This window comes from Oceanobacillus phoenicis, from assembly GCF_047238145.1.
In the GTDB taxonomy this organism is placed as follows: domain Bacteria; phylum Bacillota; class Bacilli; order Bacillales; family Amphibacillaceae; genus Oceanobacillus.
The window spans coordinates 945,732-966,937 of the sequence record NZ_JBDFME010000001.1 but is presented as its reverse complement, the minus strand read 5'-3'; the positions used below and the strand labels follow the sequence as shown (position 1 = coordinate 966,937).

Here is a 21,206-nt window from a genome sequence, read left to right as displayed (position 1 = left end):
GGTAGTAAGCTATAGTGTTCTATCCTTCATTATTGGTGACTGGAAACAACGGATATTCCCAATGTGTGGTACATTCCCGCAGGACATAATACCCGGTCTCTTCATTCCGTGTCATATAGCCACATTGTTGACGTATATTAAATACATCACGTGGTTCATTTTCTGGTGCAATAAAATTGCTTAGATCCGGCATAACATCAATCCATCTTTGATCTGCAATTTCATCATATCTGGATACTAAATCATAGACGAGGATACCATTTGAGCCGTCCTCTTTCACTACTCTGATTTCTTTTATTTCACTTTCATTTTTTTCGCCTTTCTCACCTGCAGATTTCATAAATTCATCTAATATATCTTTATTTCTTAATTGATTATTGCTGAATACTACATCATTGTTTCTAGTCTCATAATCTCCGAAGACTTCTTTAACATGTTCACCCTTATTCTGTTTTTTATTTTCCGGTTGGTCCAAGGTATTTATACCCTCACGTTCCTTTAGTTGAACTTGTGCATTCGTGATTGCCGATTGAAGATTAAAAATAATCGCCTCGTTCTCGTCATACCCATCATTACTTGAATCAACTTCAATGTTATCAATGGCTTCTTGTGCTAAATTAATTTCCGCTTGGTCTGTTGAATCTTTTATTTTCATCGGCTTACCGTCTTCTTCTTCAAACAAATCAAACACTTGGTCAGATGCAGTTTTAATGTCTTGCTCATTATTTATATCGCATCCCTGTACAATTAATAGAATACTAATAATCAATAGACTAATAAGTACATTTTTTGAATAATCATCTTTTCTAAACCAATACAACTTACCACTCCTTAAGCTATTCTCACTTAATCAAACAATATTAATCTCACTTGTTCCTCAGCCACTCCATAAAATTCTTTATTGTTTTATAAACATGGAATGAAGTTGCATACTTCTCAAGAAAAGTTCTGACGTATCCGCAATAGTTGAAGACAAATTCATTACAGGATTCAGTATCTCAGATTGAAAAGTATGATTCGTATATAGTTCTATTCTGTAATCAAATCCTAACTGATTAAACAAGTTTTGTAATTCCTCTAAATGAAATTCTAAAGGCTCTAAAATAGATCGATTTATTTTCGGGGTGGCAAAAACAATATTTCCCGATTTCATATCGTAAAAACCGTGAAGAATCATCGCAGAACGAACAATTTTCTTTACAATTTTTTCAACTGTTGACACTTTTCCTCCATAATTCAGACCTCCTTCATGAAACGCAACATCGACGGCAAAACTCTCTTGGACATTTCTCCCTTGTATACATAATCCTAAGGCATCTATCTCTCCTTGTTGAATTAGTTGCTTCATAGAAGAAGTTTTCTTAAAAATATGGAAACCATGCTTTTCCACATAAAATTGACCAATTTCTGTCATCATTGTCTCTAAAGATTGTTTATTGTATAAATGCCAGTGATTCATAGAAGGCTTCCAATTTAATTGAACTGACTGACATTTCTTTACATGCCTCAACCAAGATAACATCAAAGACTCTCCAACTTCTATCTTCAATCTAACAACTCCTCTCTTAATCTATTATTCTTTATTTATAAATCGCTAAATCATGTAAGCAAACCCATCACAAAATCGATACCAAAGGGAATCGAATCCCTTGTTATAAGTATAGAGAAAAACTAAAAATACATCTGGTAAAAATTTAAAATAAATGATTGCACCAATCAAAACCCCTATGTCGTCCATATAATCGAGATAAGGAAAAATTCTGGAGATACAAACGTTTGATTACTATAATTCTCTGCAGTTGTTCCAGAAGCAAAAAACGCAACAATTATGGGCTATCAATCCACTTAAATTGTATTGACGATGGAAATGAATCAAGGTCATCAATTATCCCAATAATTTGTTTCTATATCAATTAGCCAATGATTACGAAGTGTTAAGGATCTTTCATATCCAGCAAGTATTCCTGCACCGACAATGGCAAAATTCACAGCAGCTGGTAGCGTGATTGGCGAATGAAATTCCCCGATATTTTCGATAAGCCATGGAATCTGGAAAATCATTTCTAGTAACTGCGGAAGACTAATTAATAATGAAAGGATCAAGATAAACACCGCAAGTTTTCCAATAAATGAACTTACGCGTGGGAATCGTCTATCTAACCATAGCCGCAGACCTCGCAAAGAACGTTTATCTGGATATAGCGGATATACATTTCCTTCGTCTGTAACAACATGCATCCGATTGATCCCATACGATCCAGTCCCCACTTCAATTACTCCACCAGGTACGGGAAATGCTGCAGGGAGTTTAGACGACCCGGCGTGCCTTCCATTCCGATATAATTCAGCCTTATGTTCTTCGACCCAAAATTTAAAATCCACGGCATATGTAATTGTATGATTATTTTCATCCACCAGCTCTGTATAGAATAGAGAGCGTGTAAATATATCCCATAACCGATAAGATTTTAATGGATGACCGTCTCCTCCTTTCACTTTTTTTGTTTTCCTAAGTGTTTTATAACGTTTAAGCGATCGAAACATGAAGCATAGACCCTCCTTGATTCTATTAAAGCATGATGAAGATGACTTTTTTTACTATACGTATTATTCTTAAAAAAGTTTCATAGCAGTTAGATGTCTACTACGAACATTAAAGTTAGCATGAAAACATTGCATAAACTTGCCTTTTTTATCCAAAATAACAATGTGTTTAGAAAAGGAGATGAAGATATGAAAAAGCGTATAACATTTCTGCTGTTCGCTGGGCTTTTGTTTGTTCTTTCATTCAATTCCGAGAAGCTAACTTTTGCGAATGTTGGGTCTTCTTTAGATGTGACGCAACACGATGTTACTGAAGAAGATTTCCCTGAGCTTAGAGGTGGACCGGAAGATGACGAACGTCAACGCCAGCAGCCTGTTGATTTAAATATTTTACAGCAACAGTATCCAGGCATTTTTTTCACAAGTGGTCCAGAAGATCAACAGCGCGTTGCATTAACATTCGATGATGGTCCAGACCCGCGTTTTACAAGCGATGTGTTAGAAGTTTTAAACCAGTATAACGTACCAGCGACATTTTTCTTACTCGGTTCTAGAGCTGCAGCATACCCTGAATTAGTTACTCAGATTCAAAATGAGGGCCATGTGATTGGGAATCACACGTACTTCCACCCTAACCTTGTCGACGAATCTGATATTGCAACGCTTGAACGAGAAGTCTCACGAACAGAGGACGCGATCAATGAAATTACTGGTTACCGAACAAGTCTATTCCGACCTCCTTATGGATTCTTATATGATGAACTTGTAGAGAAGCTGGACGAGATGCAATACTCCGTCATTGGTTGGTCAGTGGATTCGCTGGATTGGGAAGAAGAACCGCCAGAAGTGATCGCTTCTAATGTATTAGACATTATGCATCCGGGAGCAATCATTCTCATGCACGACGGTGCAGATTGGGATGGAGATCGCACGAATACCATTGAATCCCTCCATCAGATCATCCCGGCGCTTCAACAACAAGGATATGAATTTGTCACCGTCCCAGAATTATTGAATATACCCTACGCAAAATAGAAGGTTTTTTCCTTCTATTTTTTTAATCGAATAAAGGTAAAAAAACAGAAAAAATCTAGCTTTGTGGTATCCTTATCACTAAAAACTGAGAATTCAATGTGTGCCTACATTTAATTAATATAAAACTTGTTATTAGACAAATACCCATTTTCACTTCCATGCATATAATGCTAAAGGATTTAAGAAAAGGAGTGTTTAAATAATGACAGAAAAATGGAATGTTAGTGACCCGTTTGTGTATCAAGCCTTAAGAGAATTTGAGAATAAATCGATTGCCGTCCAAACCACACACGGCTCTGTCAGAGGAGTATTAAGAGAGGTTATGCCGGATCATATCGTCATCCGTATGGGCGGTTCCCCATTTTATGTGCGTACTGCTCAAATAATTTGGTTCCACGAGATGAAAGGTGAATAAGCCAAGCTCCATCTAACATAAGATATCAATGGATATTATTTAACGGATGGAGGCACAAAGCACATGATGAAACGTGTGAATAAAATCGCTATTGAACTAACTGCACCGGAACATGGCGATATGAATGCTGCTGCGGCTGTACAGGAATTAATGGGTGGTAAATTCGGTGAAATGTCCACACTAAATAATTACATGTTCCAATCTTTTAATTTTCGTAGTAAAAAAAAGTTTAAACCGTTTTACGATTTAATTGCGAGTATTACAGCTGAAGAATTTGGTCATGTTGAATTAGTGGCAAATGCTATTAACCTACTATCTATTGGCAATACCATTCCTGGTGATCCCGATACTGCTCCTTTGCAAAATGGAAAAGATGCTCGCTATTCCACGCATTTCACAACTACGGCTCAAACAGCTTATCCAGGAGACGGGATGGGAAGACCATGGAATGGATCTTACGTTAATAACAGTGGAACGCTCGTCGAAGATCTACTCGCTAATTATTTATTGGAAATTGGAGCGAGAAACCACAAGATGCGTGTGTATCAAATGACGACGCATCCAACTGCATTAGAAATGATTGGCTACTTACTTGTTAGAGGCGGAACGCACATTATTGCGTATGCGAAAGCGATTGAAGTAGCTACGGGGGTTGAGGTCGGTAAGATGCTCCCAGTACCAAGCTTGGATAATAATCAGTTTGATTACGCTAGAAAGTACATGGATCAGGGTCTGTTTAATGTCTTGTATACATGGGGAGAACCTGAGTATCGGGATATTAATCAAATTTGGAAAGGGGAAAACCCTGAAACCGGTGAAAGGTTGAGAGTAATTGATGGAATGCCTGAGGGCGCAGATGTTCCGGATTTCCCAGAGCTTCCAGAGCAATTTGCACCAGGCATTGATCGTGATGACTACTATCGTATTTTAAAACGTTTAAAAAGCAATATGTAAAAAATGGAACATATTAAGATTAAACTCATTGCATGAGTCTTTTCACTAATCTTAATATGTTTTTTTATGCTTTTTTATGCTTTTTTATGCTTTTTTATAGATCTAGGCAACTTCCCCCGTTCAGCTACACAATACATCAGCACCTTGATAACAGTCTCACAAGTTAGGTACTACACCTAATATGACAAATTATTGCCCTGAATAATATTCCATACATAGTTTTAGAAAAATAGAGGAAATATATAGTCAAACTGTATTTATACTAGGAGGAATTTCGATGTCAGGACAAGATCAACATCATGAAATTGAAAGATGTACAAATCAAGTAAAACAAGCTTATCAAATGATTGTACAGGCAAAAACAAACGGAAATATGGAACAGTTAGAACAAGCTGAGCAGCAATTACTTCAAGCAGAAGAGTATTTAAAGGCTACACAGGCTCACTTTGGAAGTGAAGCTATAGAAAACCCACAATTCCAGCAAACCGAAGAACAATTGCATGATGCTCGTCAAGAAATAGATCTCTTTAGAAATAATCATAGATGAGGTTGAAGCTGATAATATTTTTTGAGGGCGGTTTTCTCCTCTTTCCTTTTTGGCCAAAGATTCTAGTCTTCAAATTGCGATACTGCTACCCACATTTAAGGATAAGATAATAAAGATACCCTAAAAAATTTGCTACAGGCATTTTTCAGGGTAGAATTTTTTATTATATAGATCTCTTGTCACGTTAACTTTTCTAATCAAATTCTCATTTCCCTATAATTCCCATCTCATTTATAAACGTTATGATTAGAGGGACAGCCTAATGAGGAGGAATTACTTATGAACAAAAAAATTTTAATTGGAGCAGTAGCGGGAACTGTTATTTTTGGAGGAGCCGCAATCGTAGGGGCATCGGATGAAAATAAGAATGTGGAAATTTCTGCGCAACAAGCCCTCCAAACAGCCTTAGAGAAAACAGAAGGGTTTGTGCAAGAAGTAGATCTATCCTATGAAGATGATGAAAATTACTATGAAATTGAAATCGAAAGTAATGGTAAAGACTATGGATTTCATATTGATGCAGTTACTGGAGAAGTTTTAGAGCAAGGGAAGCCTGATGATGTACAAAATGACAACCAAATAGAAGATGATCAGAATAATTCTAATAACAACCAATATCCAAATGAACCAGCGAATCTTATTTCTTTTGAAGAGTACAACGCAATTACCGGCCAGGTGAACACAGACGATCTGACTTTCCATCTGGAAACGGACAATCAAGGGAACCGTATCATGTTCCTCGTTGATGAAGATGGTAAAAAGCATTATAAAACCATTTTCATCAAACATACAAACCACTTGAAAATCATTGACTTGAATGGTGGAGGACAGATTTACGACGACCGGGTTTAATGAATCGGTTGGGGAGATTCTTCTAAATATACGCAAAGGACCTAACATATTGACTGACCATATGCTAGGTCCTCTGTTAGATTTTGGTCATAATTTAGTTGCTACAGTTCAATTATATAGGTTCATCCTGTGTTGAGATTTGATTCATCTTCCACATTATTTATGTAATAACCTCTATTCTTTAATCCAATTAAACTCTCTAAATATAAACCCTTGTTTTTTAGCATAGTCATTAATCATTTTAATTAGCTTTTTCTTAGATATAGAGAATGAATGATGAATTTCTCTTTTGTTATCTATTTCATATTCTTCAAAGACAATAAAGTTTAATATGTCTATTTTCTTTACTACAAATTGATTCCCTTCATACTCTCCACATCTAATGTTGTATGAATAAATAAAACGAATGATGTCATCATAGTATTCTTGATCAGAAACCTCTACTTCTAGAAAAGAATGGATTATTTCTTCCATGTGTGATCACTCCTTGACAGCTATTTCATACATATCACGTTGGAACGTATTCCATTGGCTTTGTGTACTAATTAGCAGGTGAGTTAATAAGTTTTATTAAACAACGAATAATTTATAAGTATTAAGAATAAAAATTCTCGGGTTCTGAGAAATACTTGTCTACTACATCAGCTGCATCGTCGTGATACATGTTGGGGCATCTTCAAATGTCGAAATTGTCGATTTGGCTTGTTTATCTTCATATGTAATCGTTGCTTTGAATTCTTGATCTCGTGGTAACCATAAATCCACAAATCCATTATCAAAGGATTCAACCGTATCATCAAAAACCAGATTGCCTTCCATATCTTCAATATAAATATCAAATGGCTTGTTTACTAATTCACCTTGGCAACCTGTCAAACTATGAAATGTACATGGATGCGTCTCATTAATATATGGAGCAATGGAAACAAAGAACTCGTCCTCTGGCAATTCATAATTCTCCTGTGTGTCATCATTCTCGACCATAAGTTGCGTAGCATTAACAGAAGCAGATGTGGCAGTTAATTGATGCGTGCTGTAATCTTGTATCATCGATTTAATGTCTTCTGTAGATGATTCCGTATTATTGGTACAGCCGACTAAAACAAACAAAAAAGCAATGGAAATAAATAATACTAATTTAATTTTCATCGATAGCCCTCCTTGTTATATCTAGTATTAATATAACATTTATATTGAGGGGATATTTTGATGAATTATTACAATTTATGAAAATAACGTACACCTTGTATGGAGAATGATGGTGACGGGGATATGTCTAAAAATCAACCGACATGAAGTAGAGTAAAAATTTAAATGGTTTCCCAAATTAGGAATAGATGTTGCTATAATCTTAACTTTACTTATCCCTAACAGTAATAATCATCATTCGCTATCACTGCCAACTCTATAATAACGATTAAAGCCTAATTCATAATTGTTTAGTGAAACAATAACAAACTAGGCTTGATATAATTCATCACCGAATATTTAGAAACAAAAGATCTGGAAGAGAAAATTAATTATATTTCACTGCTAATTTTGTTGATCTTGTTGTTCAGTTGGTTCTTCTGTTGGATCTGGTTCCTGTTCATCTTGCCCGTTTGCACATCCAAACAATAGACTGGTTGAAAAAATCGCTGCGAAAACAGTTGCGTAGAATCTTTTCTTGTTCATTTTATTCACCTCACTTATATATTTAATTACACTTTATTTCTCCCCAAGATCATTCTACTTATTCATTTTTATATTAATGGGTTACATATGTTTCTTTTTTAGAGCTGCTCTATTCACTACTTTTTCACATTCTCAAGCTGTTTTTGGTTAAAAGAAATAACCACCCCCAGCCTGATGGCTAATAAAGGTGGTTATTTCGATTTCTCATTTAATTTATCGAATCTCTTATTGCACTTTAACTAACTGCTAATTATATTCTTCAACTATTCTACTCCCACTCCTGTATAAAGTTTTCTGCTTGATGCAGTAGCGTGTGATAAGCAAAATCAGAGATCGCATCGTCATCATAGTGGTGTTCGAGTAAGTCCACGAATCCATTCATGTGCTTAAGAATTTTTTCTGCATCTTCTTGTTTCTCAAACTGCCTGACAGCCTTCAAGTGAACCTCTAATGAGTGGGCAGTGTCCTCATTTGCGAATTCTTCTTCTGTTTCAAAGTGCTCTACTAGCATCTCTATACTTGATACATTATTTTCTAAGTCAGGCAGTAATATAATCCGCTGATCGGTGGCTTCTTTTATCTTATCTCGGCTATATAATAATGGAATTGCTTCGTCATTAGCCCACTTATCAAATAAGTCGTCATAGTGCTTACTGTTAGGATCGCCTGATTGTCCAGGGCTGTTCATCGCAATCGAATTATCCCATTCTCCAACGTCGACAACCACCCTGAATGTAGCACCATGTACTTGCTGGAAATTCGAATTATATCTTGATGCGCCGACCGTATCTCCACTTCCACCACGTGGCAGAGGACCAATATTCATATCGGCAGCTTGTTCCTCACCAACTAATTCGGCTAAAGGATGATCTAAATATGCATGCTTTAACTCTCCCCATTGCCACTCATTCATGTTCGGCCCTAGTAACTCCTCTACTTGATCAATCGCACTATCTAATGAAGAAAGCAAAATTTCATCACGTATTTCTACGGGATTATCGCCGAAACGTTCATCTGGATTTTCTAATAAGTCCAAGATGACAAGCGGATCACCAGAACCAATATATTCCGCAGCTTCTTCCGACATAATCTCTGCCAATACCGCGTCACCTAAATGATATTGGTACCATACTTCAAACAAGGTGCCTGCTGTCGTTTCTACAGACAATTCACCATCCCACGACCGCAACAATTCCAATGCTTCATTTACCTTTTCATCCGATGAATCCAGTTCGATATCATTAAGTAAATGGACGACACGTTTTGCTGGAATGGATGTATAGTCAGTTTGTAATTGAAGCGAGTCTTCAATTCCCATTTTTTCATTGTTTTCCATGACTTCTTCTATCCGCTGAAAGCGAAATGGAGCTGTCCACTCGAATCCCAGTTTATATTTTTCATAATCGTAATCATTCGGTAAATTCATCTCATTGGCTGTTCCTATCCAACCTCTGTCGGGATTAATCTCATGGGGTAAGTTCTCTTGATCGAGAAAACCATCCCATTCATACGTCCCGTCACCCGGTACTGGTAAAAGACCATCCCAATTGTCTCGAACTGGGGTTAGACCGCCTGGTTTCCATCCGATGTTTCCTTCTACATCCGCATAGACCTGATTCTCGGATGGCGATCCCCATCGATTCATTGCTTCATAAAATTCGTCCCAGCTCTTGGCTCCCATATACGATAAGCTTCCCAAATATGGAGCCATTCCTGGTTCTAACCACCCTGCTCTCACTGCATATGCACGGTTATTCTCCTCGTCCTTATAAATAACCGGACCGTGGCGTGTAAACTCTAAATCGGCTACTTGATGTTCTCCATCTTTTACCGCAATATCTTCGGAAACCGAAGTCATCGATTCCCACCCATCTTCATAGCGATACTCCGATGGGTTATCTGGATTGGTTTCATATACATAGTGGTCTTCCTGATCAATGGAAAAAATCGTTAGTCCCCACGCGCTCGTCCCATTATGCCCAATCGATATCCCTGGCAAGACTGGCTCTCCGCCTCCAATCACATCTAATCCCGGCGCAGATAAATGGGTAATATAACGCAATGATGGCACATCAACAGCTCGATGCGGATCATCAGCCATAATTGGACGCCCTGTTTCCGACTTTTCCGGGCTAATTACCCAGTTGTTACTTCCAAGTGAAGATTCAAGTTCAATCTGTTCATTTAAGTTTCCAGTTTCCGCCGTCAGTTGTGTCTCCACATTCTCCAGCCCTTCAGCTCCATTTCCAACGTTATCAAAATTCACTCCACTCGTTGCTAATTGATACGTATCCAATACGTCTTCGGAAATATCCTCAAGATCCAACCCCACTGGTATTTCTGTCTCCCAATCAGGTTGGAGTTTTTTTCGAACGCTTTCAACATCTTGCCCATGATCACGTAAAGTAATCGCCCGCGCTACTTCATTAGTAATATTTCTCGTTAATCCATGACTACGAATACGAACGACATCTTCCGGTTCCCATTTCGATGGTTCGTAATCGAGAATATCAAACTCATCCGGCAGCAACTCAGGATTCGCTTCCGTCATTTCAACATATGCGTTAATCCCTTCAGTAAAAGCAGTTACAATTTCCTCGGTTTCTGGTCCATATGCTTCCCATTCTTCCTCCATATCTCCTCGATAAAGGAATAATCGCTTCGCCTTATCCTGTTCGACATACTCTGGACCAAGTACCTCCGATAGTTCCCCTAATCCATTTTTTCGCCATAAATCGATTTGCCATAAACGGTCACGTGCCACATTGAATCCTTGAGCAAAGTAAACATCTGTTTGAGAAGACGCATAAATATGCGGGATTCCCCAGTTGTCGACGAGTATTTCTGCCGGTTTTTCCAGTCCCTCCAGTTCATGGATGGTCGTCATAACACTTGAAGTGGCATTACTCGTCGTGCTAGTAAAACTAGATAAAAAAGGTGTCATTAAAAGCATACAAATAAGCGCAAATACAAATATTTTCTTCATGGACTCACTCCTCATAAAATATGATCCCTACGCATCCCCTGTTCTGTATTTTCTTTTTCACCTTTCTTGTGTCTATCTTTTTTCAGCACGTTTTATTAATCTTTTGAACTCCTTTCTCGATAAAATCAAAATTTCATCGGTGTACAATTCCACACCTATTCAAACGTACATAACCGGAAAAATTGGCTTTAAATTGCTAGTATTCCCAACAAATTTCCAGTATTTTCAATTTGATTATAGCAACCGTTATATACAGCGTCAATAAATTTAAAAAATTCAATCTATTATACCTATTACGTCCAGTACAATAGGTCTACTAGGGAGGTCTGTTAGTAGACACTGTAGTAAATGGATTAATTTTATTGTAAGTAAAAGATATAGTTGAGAACGTTGGTATAATTTAGAATAAACAAGATGTAATACTTACTATTTAGGGATACCGGCTTAATATGGAGGAATTCAAAAACAGCCCTATTTACTAGAGCTGTTCTTTCTAAGGTAGAAAATTTATTTTTTAAATTTATAATGCAATTCAATAAATTGATTAAATCTATTCGTTCCTTTCAGAGAAAGACCTATTTCCCCGGCTCCAACATCAATTCTTTCCCTTCTACACCATCTATCCGGGTCTCGTGATAATTTCCTTCGACCCAGTCGCTCATTTGGTCATGGTACCAGTCGCTGCGAAAATGACCGTCCTGGCCTGGGCCTACAATATGGTAGCCAGACTGCATGTCGCTTGTATCAATCACAAACCTCCAGGAAGCGCCGTGGTCGACCTCGCCGGTTTCGGTATCATAGCTTGTCGCCATTGGTGTTACACCACTCCCACCAACGGGGATCGCATCTTCATTATTGAAGAAAAATGCCACCAAAGGACTCACGCCCGATAAAGGATGGTGGAATTGCACTTGGTGGTAATCGCCCCATTCCCAAGCAGCTATATCTTCTCCATACGTTTCTGTTAGTTTTTCCATCGTGTTCTCTAGCGCATCGTGCAATACTACTTCGATACCGCCTTTTTCTTCTATCCACTGTGACTTTTCACCGCTTGCTGCTTTTCGTAATACGTTTTCGGTGGATTGGGATTGTGTAGAAAATAATGTTCGCATCACTTGTGGTATTTCCTGTTGATAAATGGTACTTTGAATTGCTTGCATCCAATGTTCAAAGATAAGTGGCTGCGGTGCCTCCTTATCTGCTACAAAATCCCATCCCGATAAGGATTCCAATGCTTCTTGTTCCTGCTTGGTAAGATCGGTATCTGCCAACACTTCTTGGAAAATCGGTACAAATTCTCGTGCTCGTAAGTCAGTTTGATCCATTTGTAAATCTTGCATATCTTCTGCTGTAAAATTATCACCCGCTTCTAACACTTCTGCAATCCGTTCATAGCGATACGGCTGTGCCCACACATTACTGATATGGTACGGATAGCTGTCTGGTGCAATCTGATTATTAGCAGTTGCGATAAAACCCTTCTCCGGATTAACGATAATTGGCAGTTCATCATAAGGAATATAGCCTTGCCACTCATTGTCTGCTTCCCAGCCATTCAGTGGCAATAACGCATCGTGGCCATCTTCATAAATTGGAATTTTTCCATTTGCTTTATAAGCAATCGTTCCATCATTCGAGGCAAATACAAAGTTCTGAGCTGGTACGAGGAACTTTTCTAACCCTTGTTCAAATTCCTCCCAGTTCGTCGCTCTGTTCATCTCCATAATCGCTTCGAGCTCTGTAGTGGCATCGAGTGCCGTCCATCTTAAAGAAAGTACCGTATCCTTCCCAGTCTCGGAGGCAAATTCGGATACAATTGGCCCATGTCTCGTCTCGACTACTTCATAGTCGACCGTGTCTCCATCTTTCACTTTAATCGGTTCTTCGATAATCGTTGCTTCTTCCCATTCGTCCTCAAAAAGAAATTCATCTGGATTGTCTGGATTACGCTGCTCGATGTATAACTGCTGCACATCTGGACCGGTATTGGTTACGCCCCAAGCAATCTGATCATTATGCCCGAGGATAATTCCTGGAACACCCGCAAAAATAACCCCGCTCACATTCAGTCCATCTGTTGATTCCAAATGCATCTGTAGCCATATAGATGGAGTTGCCAACCCGAGATGCGGATCATCTGCCAACAGCGGCAGACCAGACGCCGTCTTATCACCGCTCACCACCCAGTTGTTGCTGCCGTTGAACGGATGCGGGATCACTGCATGCTCAAAACTCGCTGCGATATCGATTTCATCCTCTTGAATAATCGTTGGCTTGTTTTCCGGATAGGCCGGGAACAACTCATATGCCTTTTCTTCTTCATAGTTGTCCAACAGGTAATAGTTGAACGCTTGTTGCTGCCAATGCCCACCAAGGTCAAATGCCATATATTTTCCTATTGTCAATGAGTCCACCGGTGTCCATTCTTTCGGTTCAAATCCCATCAGTGTAAATTCCACCGGCAAGGTATTGTTCGCTTTGGCTTCTTCTATGTAGGTATTCACCCCGGAGGCAAACCACTCCAGCACTTCCACAGAATCACTCGAGTACACCTCATACGATTCTTCTGCCGCCCGTCGCAGCCCGAGTGTACGAAAATACTTATCTTGATTCAGCGCATCTTCTCCGACTACTTCACTTAATGTACCAGACGCTTGTCTTCGCGACATTTCCATTTGAAACATACGCCGGTCTGCCTGAATGTAGCCCTGTGCAATATACATATCTCTGGCAGTTTCCGCTTTAATATGCGGAACACCATCTTGATCGGTAATCACGGTTACTTCGTTTTCCAGCAATGGCAGTTTGATCGTACCTTCTGTCTGTGGTAGTGATTTGTTTATGTATCCGTTTACAAATAAAACTGCAATAAGTACGAATAAAAATACTGAACTTAATCCACCCAATATAATCTTCTTTTTACTGATGCGTCGCTTTTTCTTTGGTTGCGACACTTGCGCTTCCTGTCTTTCCCCCATTAGCAAGACCTCTCTTATTTACATAATTTTTTGAAATATTTCAGTTTAAGAGAATCATAGCACTTTTTAGGGTAGATGGGCAAGGGGGATAGAGGACGAATATCTGTACAATTCTAGGAAATGAATACACAGCGTATAACCTGTAAGTCATTCAGTGAGAACAAATTGAATCACCACGAATTGGCCAATAGGACTGCTCTATTAACTCTATGGAAAATGGATGTCCACTTCTCAGTAATTCCGATAACCTTCACTTCTTATTAACCCTCTCATTTCTGTTTATTACACACTACATCCAAGGCTTCTTTGAATTCATCTGGCTTTTGCGTCCCAATCACCACTGTTTCATATTTAAATTTTAATTCTATACCCTTCTTCCCATACATGTTATAAGCTGTTTCACCTTTCATATTTATCCGGATTCCAATTCCACCAAACTGTTTGATTGGACTGTACGTAATGCTTTTATAATCATATATATCTTTAAAAAGGAATTGCTTATAACGAATATGAAAAGGTGATAATCGAATATATATACCATCATGACGCACTTCAGTAGTCAGCTTTGAAAAACCCAACATAACAACAGGAAAGATTACCCCGAAAATTACCCAAATTACGATCATTGTTCCATCGGAAGCAGGATTATTTCCAAACGGAACACCAAAAATAATTTGTTGAATGAACCCGTACCACATGATGGCAGTGCATAATAAAACAATTGCCCAAACCCAAAATTGCCGCTGACGCTGAACTTCCCGATATACAACTTTATCGTTCATTTTCATAGCATCGCTTCCTTTTCCTATTTTTCTTTTATTTTACACTTTATAATATGAATTCTAAAACCAAATCATTTTTGCATAGTACCAATTTCCTTAGGAAATGCTAAGCGCAACAAATTGGAAACGTAGAGGTGAATAAATAATGCGAGATGATGAATCGTATAAAAAACACATGAAAAATGTGCAAAATGAAACGGAGAATCCAGCAATCTTGGAAGATATTATTGAAAGTGGAATGGAACCATCTCCACAATATGGGGCACAACAGGCACAACCAAAAAACAGTTCGCTAAATCCTTTAAAGAAGTAGTTCGAAACAACACCGACGGAAAGACGTGGCAAGAATTGGATAGTTAGTTGACCAGCTATTTCGAGTGGCACTTGGATTCTTATATTTTTAGAAGTGATTCACATTTTGAACATCTGGAGGGATGTAGTTATGACAAATTTACAAAATAAAGTGGCCATCATTACAGGCGGTGCTTCAGGGATTGGCCTAGCAACCGTAAAGGCATTCTTAAAAAAAGGGGCGAAAGTCGTCATCGCCGATTACAATGAAGAGTCTGGTAAAGGTGTCGAAGAGCAATTTAAAGAAACATATGAAAACGTGTTATTCGTTCGCACTGATGTAGGAGATGAACAATCTGTAGAAAACCTTGTGAAAACAACCGTGGATTCATTTGGCCAATTAGATATCATCTTCAACAATGCTGGAATTGGCATTCAAAAGCCGACACACGAACTAACCGATGAAGATTACAAAAAGGTTATTGCGGTAAACCAAGATGGTGTATTTTATGGCATTAAATATGCACTTCGCGAAATGATAAAGACAAATGGCGGTGTGATTATTAATACTTCCTCTATTTTAGGTACAGTCGGTGAGCCAACATCGATTCCTTACACAGCAAGTAAAGGCGCAGTCAATCAAATTACCAAATCCGTTGCATTGGAATATGCAGATCGCAATATCCGTGTAAATGCCGTCGCGCCCGGATTTATTAAATCAGGCCTAGTCAATAAAGAAAAATTAGGCGACTTCTATGATGGTCTTATAGCCAAGCATCCGATTGGTCGTCTTGGCAATCCTGAAGAGATTGCACATGCAGTTGTCTTTTTGGCAGAAAATGACTTCGTTACCGGTACAACCGTTTACGTAGATGGCGGGTATACGGCGATATAAATAGAACGATTAGATTTAGAATCGTTTCTGATAATAAAAGAATCCGTCATAAAAATTAGCCGTGTGTGAGGGATTCTTTTTTATCTATGTTCGGTATTCCAGTCTTGGTTACCTGTGTCTTTTAAATTAAATTACTAAACTATTTCCATTAACTCTTTGGTCATTTCCTCTACTAACTCTGGTCTACCATGAAACTGAGCTGGCGTATTTTGAAAGAGCTCAATCTGCCATTCATCATCCTTCTTCACCGCAACTAGCGTTTGGTGCGCATTTACCGATGGATCAATCTCTTTTTTGCCAGGAGGGATCATCCCTGCAATAGCGTGTAAAATTGCAGTATCGTTCCCTAGAATCCGTATATTTTTTACTTTAGTAACAAAAGGAGGGGTAGGATGGTTTTCAAAAATTGGTACAAGGTGCGATAATATATCTTTCTTCCCTACTAGCTTACTTCCATCAAATCCAATTTGTACTCCTTGTGCTGTAAAGAGACTAGCCATTCCTTCAGCATCGCGTTTATTCCACGCGTCTATTAGTGTTTGATAAAGATTTTGGACTTCTTGATTGAATGAATCATTCATATTCATACCTCCTCTATCAGGATCCTTGCAATACTATCTTAAATTCGTAACCTATTTATTTCAAAATACCATAAAGTTCCTTGAGTGTTTGAATTTCATAGGTTGGAACGATGTCTGTGTTATTGGCTTTCTTATCCGGGTTTAACCAACATGTATCAAGTCCGGCTAGTTGTCCACCTTTAATATCCGCAGTTAAAGAATCTCCGATAATCAATGCTTGGTTCACATCAAAATTAGGAATTCGCGTAAATACGTAATCAAAATACTCTTTCATTGGCTTTTGAAAGCCCGTGTCCTCTGAAACAAAAATATCTCTAAATAATGGATGCAGTCCCGAAGCGCCCAAGCGTTTATATTGCGTCTTTGAAACACCGTTCGTCACGATATATAACTCATATTGAGGCTGTAAGTCTGTTATCAGTTCAAGGGCTCCATCAACAAGCTGTTTTCCTTCCTCTAAGTAGCTGCGATATTTCTTTTCCAGTAACACCCCATCCACTTCTCGATCATACTCTTTAAACAAAAGTGAAAAACGCGTATTTACAACTTCATCACGAGTTAATTTCCCTTCTTCAAAAGAGCTCCAGAGGCCTTGATTTATTTCTTTATATTGTGTTTTGATTTCAGCGGTTAAAGGTATGTTTTGCTCTTCGAAAAGCAAGCGTAACGCTTCCCTTTCTGCTGCTCCAAAATCCAATAATGTATCATCTACGTCGAATAATAATGTCTTGTACTTTTGCAAAATTACCTCTCCATTTCTTGACTATACGTTATAATAACCATATAAATAATCCCTCATGCACTATAGTGGTATGCGAGTGATTAATTTCCTAGGATTCCTAACCGTCTTGCCAGAATATAGTTTGATGCGACTACTCAATAACCACATGTGTGCTCTTTATTATTTCACATTATAGCACGGATGATATGTACCTATAATCAAATCAGCTTCTACGTACTTTCATATCCTATAATTTAGCAATAACATCTAGTCATGACTACTCCCACACGGATAATTGTTGTGACTTCGAAACAAATTCGGATGACATCGCATCTGTTCTTGCTTCTAGGAGTACTCTTCTGCCTTCTGTTGTTCTCGTATAAATCAGCTCTGCTTTTCCTAGACGTTTTACCCAATGCTTTAAGAATATCTCGGCAGTTTCTTTTTTCTTTGCTAATTCAGAAGGAACAGCGTGATAATCTATCTTCGTACGAAATAGCGCTTTTGCTTCTCTTCGAATGATGTATCGTGGATTCTGAATAGGATCACACACTTCTAACAATGAATGTAGATATATATTCTGGTCATATATTGTACAATCCTCTACCCAACAAAATAGGTTTGCACTAAATTCATCTGTCTTTATCGTAACACCTTTTGGATTAGTTTCAGCCAAACCAGCTTCATATAAGGAGTGATAAATTACTTCTCCTATCTGTCCCAAGCTTTTCTCTACACTTATATTTTTATAAGTAATCTTTAATAATTTCCAAATATTACGTGAAGCAAGCATAATACCAATTATAATAAAACTGGTCACAAATATGAATATTGATTTGGTACTACCCGTAACTACTTCATTACCATCTGATAGTATCAGCATGAATAATACATAAAAAGAAATTGTAGCTACAATAGAGACCATTAAACCCTTCATGGTATTTCCAAATACAAACATAGTTGGCACCTTTACTACACTTTTATCTGTACGTAGCTTTTCTTTCAACTTGCCGTCTACTTCTACCGCTTCCTTCCACCTCTGAAATAACCTATTCCGCTCACTTGAACGATTTATCATTTTCTTATTTTCCGTATCGATATCCAGCTTTCCGAAAGGTGGTTCAGCTAAGTCTAGCCGATTTGTTCCTGATTGGATAACACCTTTAGTATGGCCTAAACCAATCAATGCTTCGAATCTTCTTGTTAATGATAAGTAATCTTCTCCTCCATCAAAACGTGTAGAATCGAGGCAAACGAGATGCCAAATATTTGCAGTCTTTGTTGGGTTTCCTTTTTCCACACGAATTGCTCTTCCTCGCATTTGATTGGATAGCATAAACGATCCTACATATGACGCTAGTATCAACGAATTGATAAAAGGAGCATCCCACCCTTCACCTAATAATGCCGTTGTACCAATCAGCACTTTGATATGTCCTTGTTCAAACAATATGGTCATCAATTGGACCATTCGATGTTTCGATGTAGAATTCAGGCTGATTTCCACAAACCGTGGATCATGAGGAAGTTCCTTTCTATTTACATCTATATTCCATTTATCTTCTAGTTTATTTACCTCGATAAGTGCTTCTTTTGGAATAATTGAAAGTGAGCCAGTTACTACTCCTACGGGAATTTCTAACCCTTCCCTACGCAGCCTCTCAAAAATAGGAACCGCTCCTAACCTGCTCAATTCCTTTTCATCTCCGACCTGTGTGGGTAAATCTTCTTTTCTAATATAATCCGTTAAAATAACCATCCGTAATTGTTCCTTCAACGCAGTAGCTTCCACCCGAACAATTTCTTCAATACTATTTAATTTAGACGGACTTTGAACAAGCATTCGATTTAATCGCTTATTGGAAGTAAGGAAAACTTTCTGTCGTTCAATCGCCCCTAACCGCTTCAACTGCTTCCGCTGTTCTTCCAGCACAGGTTGTTTAATGTCAACGATTGTTTCTTTATATAACAGTTTGCTAAGTAGTATCTCTAGCCACTCTAGATTTAATTCCGGTAATTTTTTTGTCTTTGCTCCAGTTAATTTAACTGGCTCTACCCACGCACCACTTCCTGCTTCCTTTAAAAAAATAAGCATACTTACAAAATAGGTCGGTTCAGATAAAATCTCTTCCGTATGTATAGAGGATTCAGTGATATATGGATGTGACTCGATGATTTCAATAAATGAACTATTCAACCGTATTTGTTCCTGATATTCATTAACTTGTCGGCGAAATCGATTGATCTTTTCCTTTTCTGTATTCATCGGATTAGACATCCAAACATAATCTTGAAAAGGCGCTAACTCTGATTCTCGAACAAGCTCTGCAATACTAATCTCCGCATCAATTTCACCGCAAAGCTCTATATACCTACCCCATTCTTGCATCGTTACATCGTAAGGCGGTGTAGCGGTAAGTGCTACAATGGCCGGATCGGACAATTGATTTTTAAAACGCATGGTAGATTTCCACCAGGCCGTACGTAGGTGATGGGCTTCGTCGAGCACAAGCGTTTTTATTTGTTTAGCCAATAATGCCTTTGATACATCCTTTTCCTTTGTCATCCATTGATGAAATCCTTGATATGTGGATACCGTCACAAGCCTCGGATTCTCTAAATCTGTTGTAAGCCAATCCAGCTTCTCTTTTTTTTGATAAAATAATTCTATAAATCTATGTATCCACTGATTACGTATAGCAATCGTTGGCGCTAGTATAAGCGTTGCTTGATTAAATCGCAGCATCATCTCAAGACCAATTACTGTTTTCCCTGAACCGGGTGGTGCTACTAAATGCAAATGTCGTTTATCCAAAAAGTTGTCCATATCATCGATCACTTTTTGTTGATACGATCTCCATGGATATTTAAATTGAATATCTGATGGAAACTTTCCCATACAACTGTCTCCTTACATACCTTCAAAAGTACAATTTTTTAATCGTTAAAATAGTTGAAATATAACTAGTACAATTATATACGAATCAGTAAAAACTTTCATACCAATCAATCCGTTCTATGTCATAGTACTCAGCCTATTGTCTCTTTAAAACCATTAACACTATCTTATGAATCCCCAACATAAAAACACCCGCCATCCCTTGATCATACCTTGTATGAAACGGTGGGGGGAGTATGTGTACGGATAACGATTGAGAAGGTATACAGAGATGAGCAGTTAATTGTGTTAGGAAGGGGTTATTTATTCCATCTATGATCGCGCTGAATATAAATAATAGACAAGCCGGCATTAAGAGGATTCCGCTTAAAGATACATATGTCCTCTTTTGATCCCCATAAAGCAAATGTCTCGAATCAGGTGAAACCAATGGCCACCACATTAAAACAGCCAATAGTAAAAGTAAATATATCATTGCTTGATGAGCAACGGGATTGTTTGAAAGAAACGTTAACACAACCGGCAAGTGATACATAAAAAATAACACAGAAAACAGAATTAATGAGGCCTTGGAAGTGGACAACCATTTGCTTCCTTTAACTGACTTTGACAACTTCCATACCCTTTGCCATAAAGCCGTTGGAATCCCTGATATAAGTAATGGAGGAACTATAAAATATAAAATGCTCATTTGAATCATATGTAAGCTAAAGGAAAGGTGACTAATCGTTGTAAATGGACTGCCCACGGTTACGTAGAACAAGCTTAAACTAAGCAAGAAAAAAATAGGTTGTCGATGATACACTTTTATGTCGGTTAGATAAGTGATGGATAGGGCATAAAGGAAAGCAATCAGAATAATGACAATCAATAATAGAACATTCCACGATAGTAGCTCTCCAACGAATATATCATAAAATATAAACATCCCTCTCTTCTGATTTTTCATCATGTAAATATACCCTTTTTATAATTATTGATATAACATGTGATTTATAACAACGAATTACATGTTATAATGAAGAAAAAAATCATATTTTCAAAAGTTGGAC

The 21,206-nt window shown here is 38.0% G+C and carries 20 protein-coding genes; 7 read left to right on the top strand and 13 right to left on the bottom strand.

Annotation, left to right across the window (positions count from 1 at the left end; all coding sequences use genetic code 11):
• Positions 1–19: 19 nt before the first annotated feature.
• The 3 genes from ABC346_RS05225 to ABC346_RS05215 all read right to left on the bottom strand — a co-directional run bounded on the left by ABC346_RS05225 (position 20) and on the right by ABC346_RS05215 (position 2,544).
• Complete coding sequence (locus ABC346_RS05225; protein ID WP_413233849.1) at positions 20–820, bottom strand: hypothetical protein; 801 nt, start codon at positions 818–820, stop codon at positions 20–22.
• A gap of 78 nt (positions 821–898) precedes the next feature.
• The gene (locus ABC346_RS05220) at positions 899–1,549 is read right to left on the bottom strand and encodes a hypothetical protein (RefSeq protein WP_413233848.1); all 651 of its coding nucleotides are present in this window, start codon (positions 1,547–1,549) and stop codon (positions 899–901) included.
• Between the two features lie 332 nt (positions 1,550–1,881).
• Positions 1,882–2,544 carry a hypothetical protein gene (locus ABC346_RS05215; protein ID WP_413233847.1) on the bottom strand — a complete coding sequence of 221 codons (663 nt, stop codon included), beginning with the start codon at positions 2,542–2,544 and terminating at the stop codon, positions 1,882–1,884.
• A gap of 189 nt (positions 2,545–2,733) precedes the next feature.
• Between ABC346_RS05215 and ABC346_RS05210 the strand changes: the two genes are divergently transcribed.
• The 5 genes from ABC346_RS05210 to ABC346_RS05190 all read left to right on the top strand — a co-directional run bounded on the left by ABC346_RS05210 (position 2,734) and on the right by ABC346_RS05190 (position 6,347).
• Complete coding sequence (locus tag ABC346_RS05210; RefSeq protein WP_413233846.1) at positions 2,734–3,579, top strand: polysaccharide deacetylase family protein; 846 nt, start codon at positions 2,734–2,736, stop codon at positions 3,577–3,579.
• 202 nt (positions 3,580–3,781) lie between these two features.
• Positions 3,782–3,994: a YuzF family protein gene (locus ABC346_RS05205; RefSeq protein ID WP_017798534.1), complete on the top strand. Its 213-nt coding sequence runs from the start codon at positions 3,782–3,784 to the stop codon at positions 3,992–3,994.
• A gap of 63 nt (positions 3,995–4,057) precedes the next feature.
• On the top strand, positions 4,058–4,948 hold the full coding sequence (locus ABC346_RS05200; protein ID WP_413233845.1) for a manganese catalase family protein: 891 nt from the start codon (positions 4,058–4,060) through the stop codon (positions 4,946–4,948).
• Between the two features lie 277 nt (positions 4,949–5,225).
• A complete protein-coding gene (locus tag ABC346_RS05195) occupies positions 5,226–5,495 on the top strand; it encodes a hypothetical protein (RefSeq protein WP_413233844.1) in 270 nt (89 codons plus the stop codon).
• A gap of 279 nt (positions 5,496–5,774) precedes the next feature.
• Positions 5,775–6,347: a PepSY domain-containing protein gene (locus ABC346_RS05190; RefSeq protein ID WP_413233843.1), complete on the top strand. Its 573-nt coding sequence runs from the start codon at positions 5,775–5,777 to the stop codon at positions 6,345–6,347.
• 174 nt (positions 6,348–6,521) lie between these two features.
• On the opposite strand, the gene ABC346_RS05185 is transcribed toward ABC346_RS05190, so the two are convergent.
• The 6 genes from ABC346_RS05185 to ABC346_RS05160 form a co-directional block, all read right to left on the bottom strand.
• The gene (locus tag ABC346_RS05185; protein WP_413233842.1) at positions 6,522–6,821 is read right to left on the bottom strand and encodes a hypothetical protein; all 300 of its coding nucleotides are present in this window, start codon (positions 6,819–6,821) and stop codon (positions 6,522–6,524) included.
• A gap of 162 nt (positions 6,822–6,983) precedes the next feature.
• A complete protein-coding gene (locus ABC346_RS05180; RefSeq protein WP_413233841.1) occupies positions 6,984–7,496 on the bottom strand; it encodes a CueP family metal-binding protein in 513 nt (170 codons plus the stop codon).
• Between the two features lie 384 nt (positions 7,497–7,880).
• Positions 7,881–8,021: a hypothetical protein gene (locus tag ABC346_RS05175; RefSeq protein ID WP_017798540.1), complete on the bottom strand. Its 141-nt coding sequence runs from the start codon at positions 8,019–8,021 to the stop codon at positions 7,881–7,883.
• 268 nt (positions 8,022–8,289) lie between these two features.
• Entirely contained in the window at positions 8,290–11,007 is a 2,718-nt protein-coding gene (locus tag ABC346_RS05170) for a penicillin acylase family protein (protein WP_413233840.1), read from the bottom strand.
• A 575-nt stretch (positions 11,008–11,582) separates the two neighbouring features.
• Positions 11,583–13,985: a penicillin acylase family protein gene (locus ABC346_RS05165; protein ID WP_413233839.1), complete on the bottom strand. Its 2,403-nt coding sequence runs from the start codon at positions 13,983–13,985 to the stop codon at positions 11,583–11,585.
• Between the two features lie 269 nt (positions 13,986–14,254).
• The gene (locus ABC346_RS05160) at positions 14,255–14,773 is read right to left on the bottom strand and encodes a DUF6141 family protein (protein WP_413233838.1); all 519 of its coding nucleotides are present in this window, start codon (positions 14,771–14,773) and stop codon (positions 14,255–14,257) included.
• A gap of 139 nt (positions 14,774–14,912) precedes the next feature.
• On the opposite strand from ABC346_RS05160, the gene ABC346_RS05155 reads away from it, so the two are divergent.
• Positions 14,913–15,080, top strand: a complete 168-nt coding sequence (locus ABC346_RS05155) for a hypothetical protein (RefSeq protein ID WP_017798544.1) — start codon at positions 14,913–14,915, stop codon at positions 15,078–15,080.
• 129 nt (positions 15,081–15,209) lie between these two features.
• Positions 15,210–15,953, top strand: coding sequence for an SDR family NAD(P)-dependent oxidoreductase (locus ABC346_RS05150; protein WP_413236512.1), 744 nt, complete (start codon positions 15,210–15,212; stop codon positions 15,951–15,953).
• A 134-nt stretch (positions 15,954–16,087) separates the two neighbouring features.
• On the opposite strand, the gene ABC346_RS05145 is transcribed toward ABC346_RS05150, so the two are convergent.
• The 4 genes from ABC346_RS05145 to ABC346_RS05130 form a co-directional block, all read right to left on the bottom strand.
• Complete coding sequence (locus tag ABC346_RS05145; protein ID WP_017798546.1) at positions 16,088–16,534, bottom strand: SgcJ/EcaC family oxidoreductase; 447 nt, start codon at positions 16,532–16,534, stop codon at positions 16,088–16,090.
• Positions 16,535–16,589: 55 nt separating this feature from the next.
• A complete protein-coding gene (locus tag ABC346_RS05140; RefSeq protein WP_413233837.1) occupies positions 16,590–17,276 on the bottom strand; it encodes a YjjG family noncanonical pyrimidine nucleotidase in 687 nt (228 codons plus the stop codon).
• Between the two features lie 256 nt (positions 17,277–17,532).
• Entirely contained in the window at positions 17,533–20,154 is a 2,622-nt protein-coding gene (locus ABC346_RS05135; RefSeq protein WP_413233836.1) for a DEAD/DEAH box helicase family protein, read from the bottom strand.
• 136 nt (positions 20,155–20,290) lie between these two features.
• Complete coding sequence (locus ABC346_RS05130; RefSeq protein WP_413233835.1) at positions 20,291–21,106, bottom strand: cytochrome c oxidase assembly protein; 816 nt, start codon at positions 21,104–21,106, stop codon at positions 20,291–20,293.
• Positions 21,107–21,206: the final 100 nt, after the last annotated feature.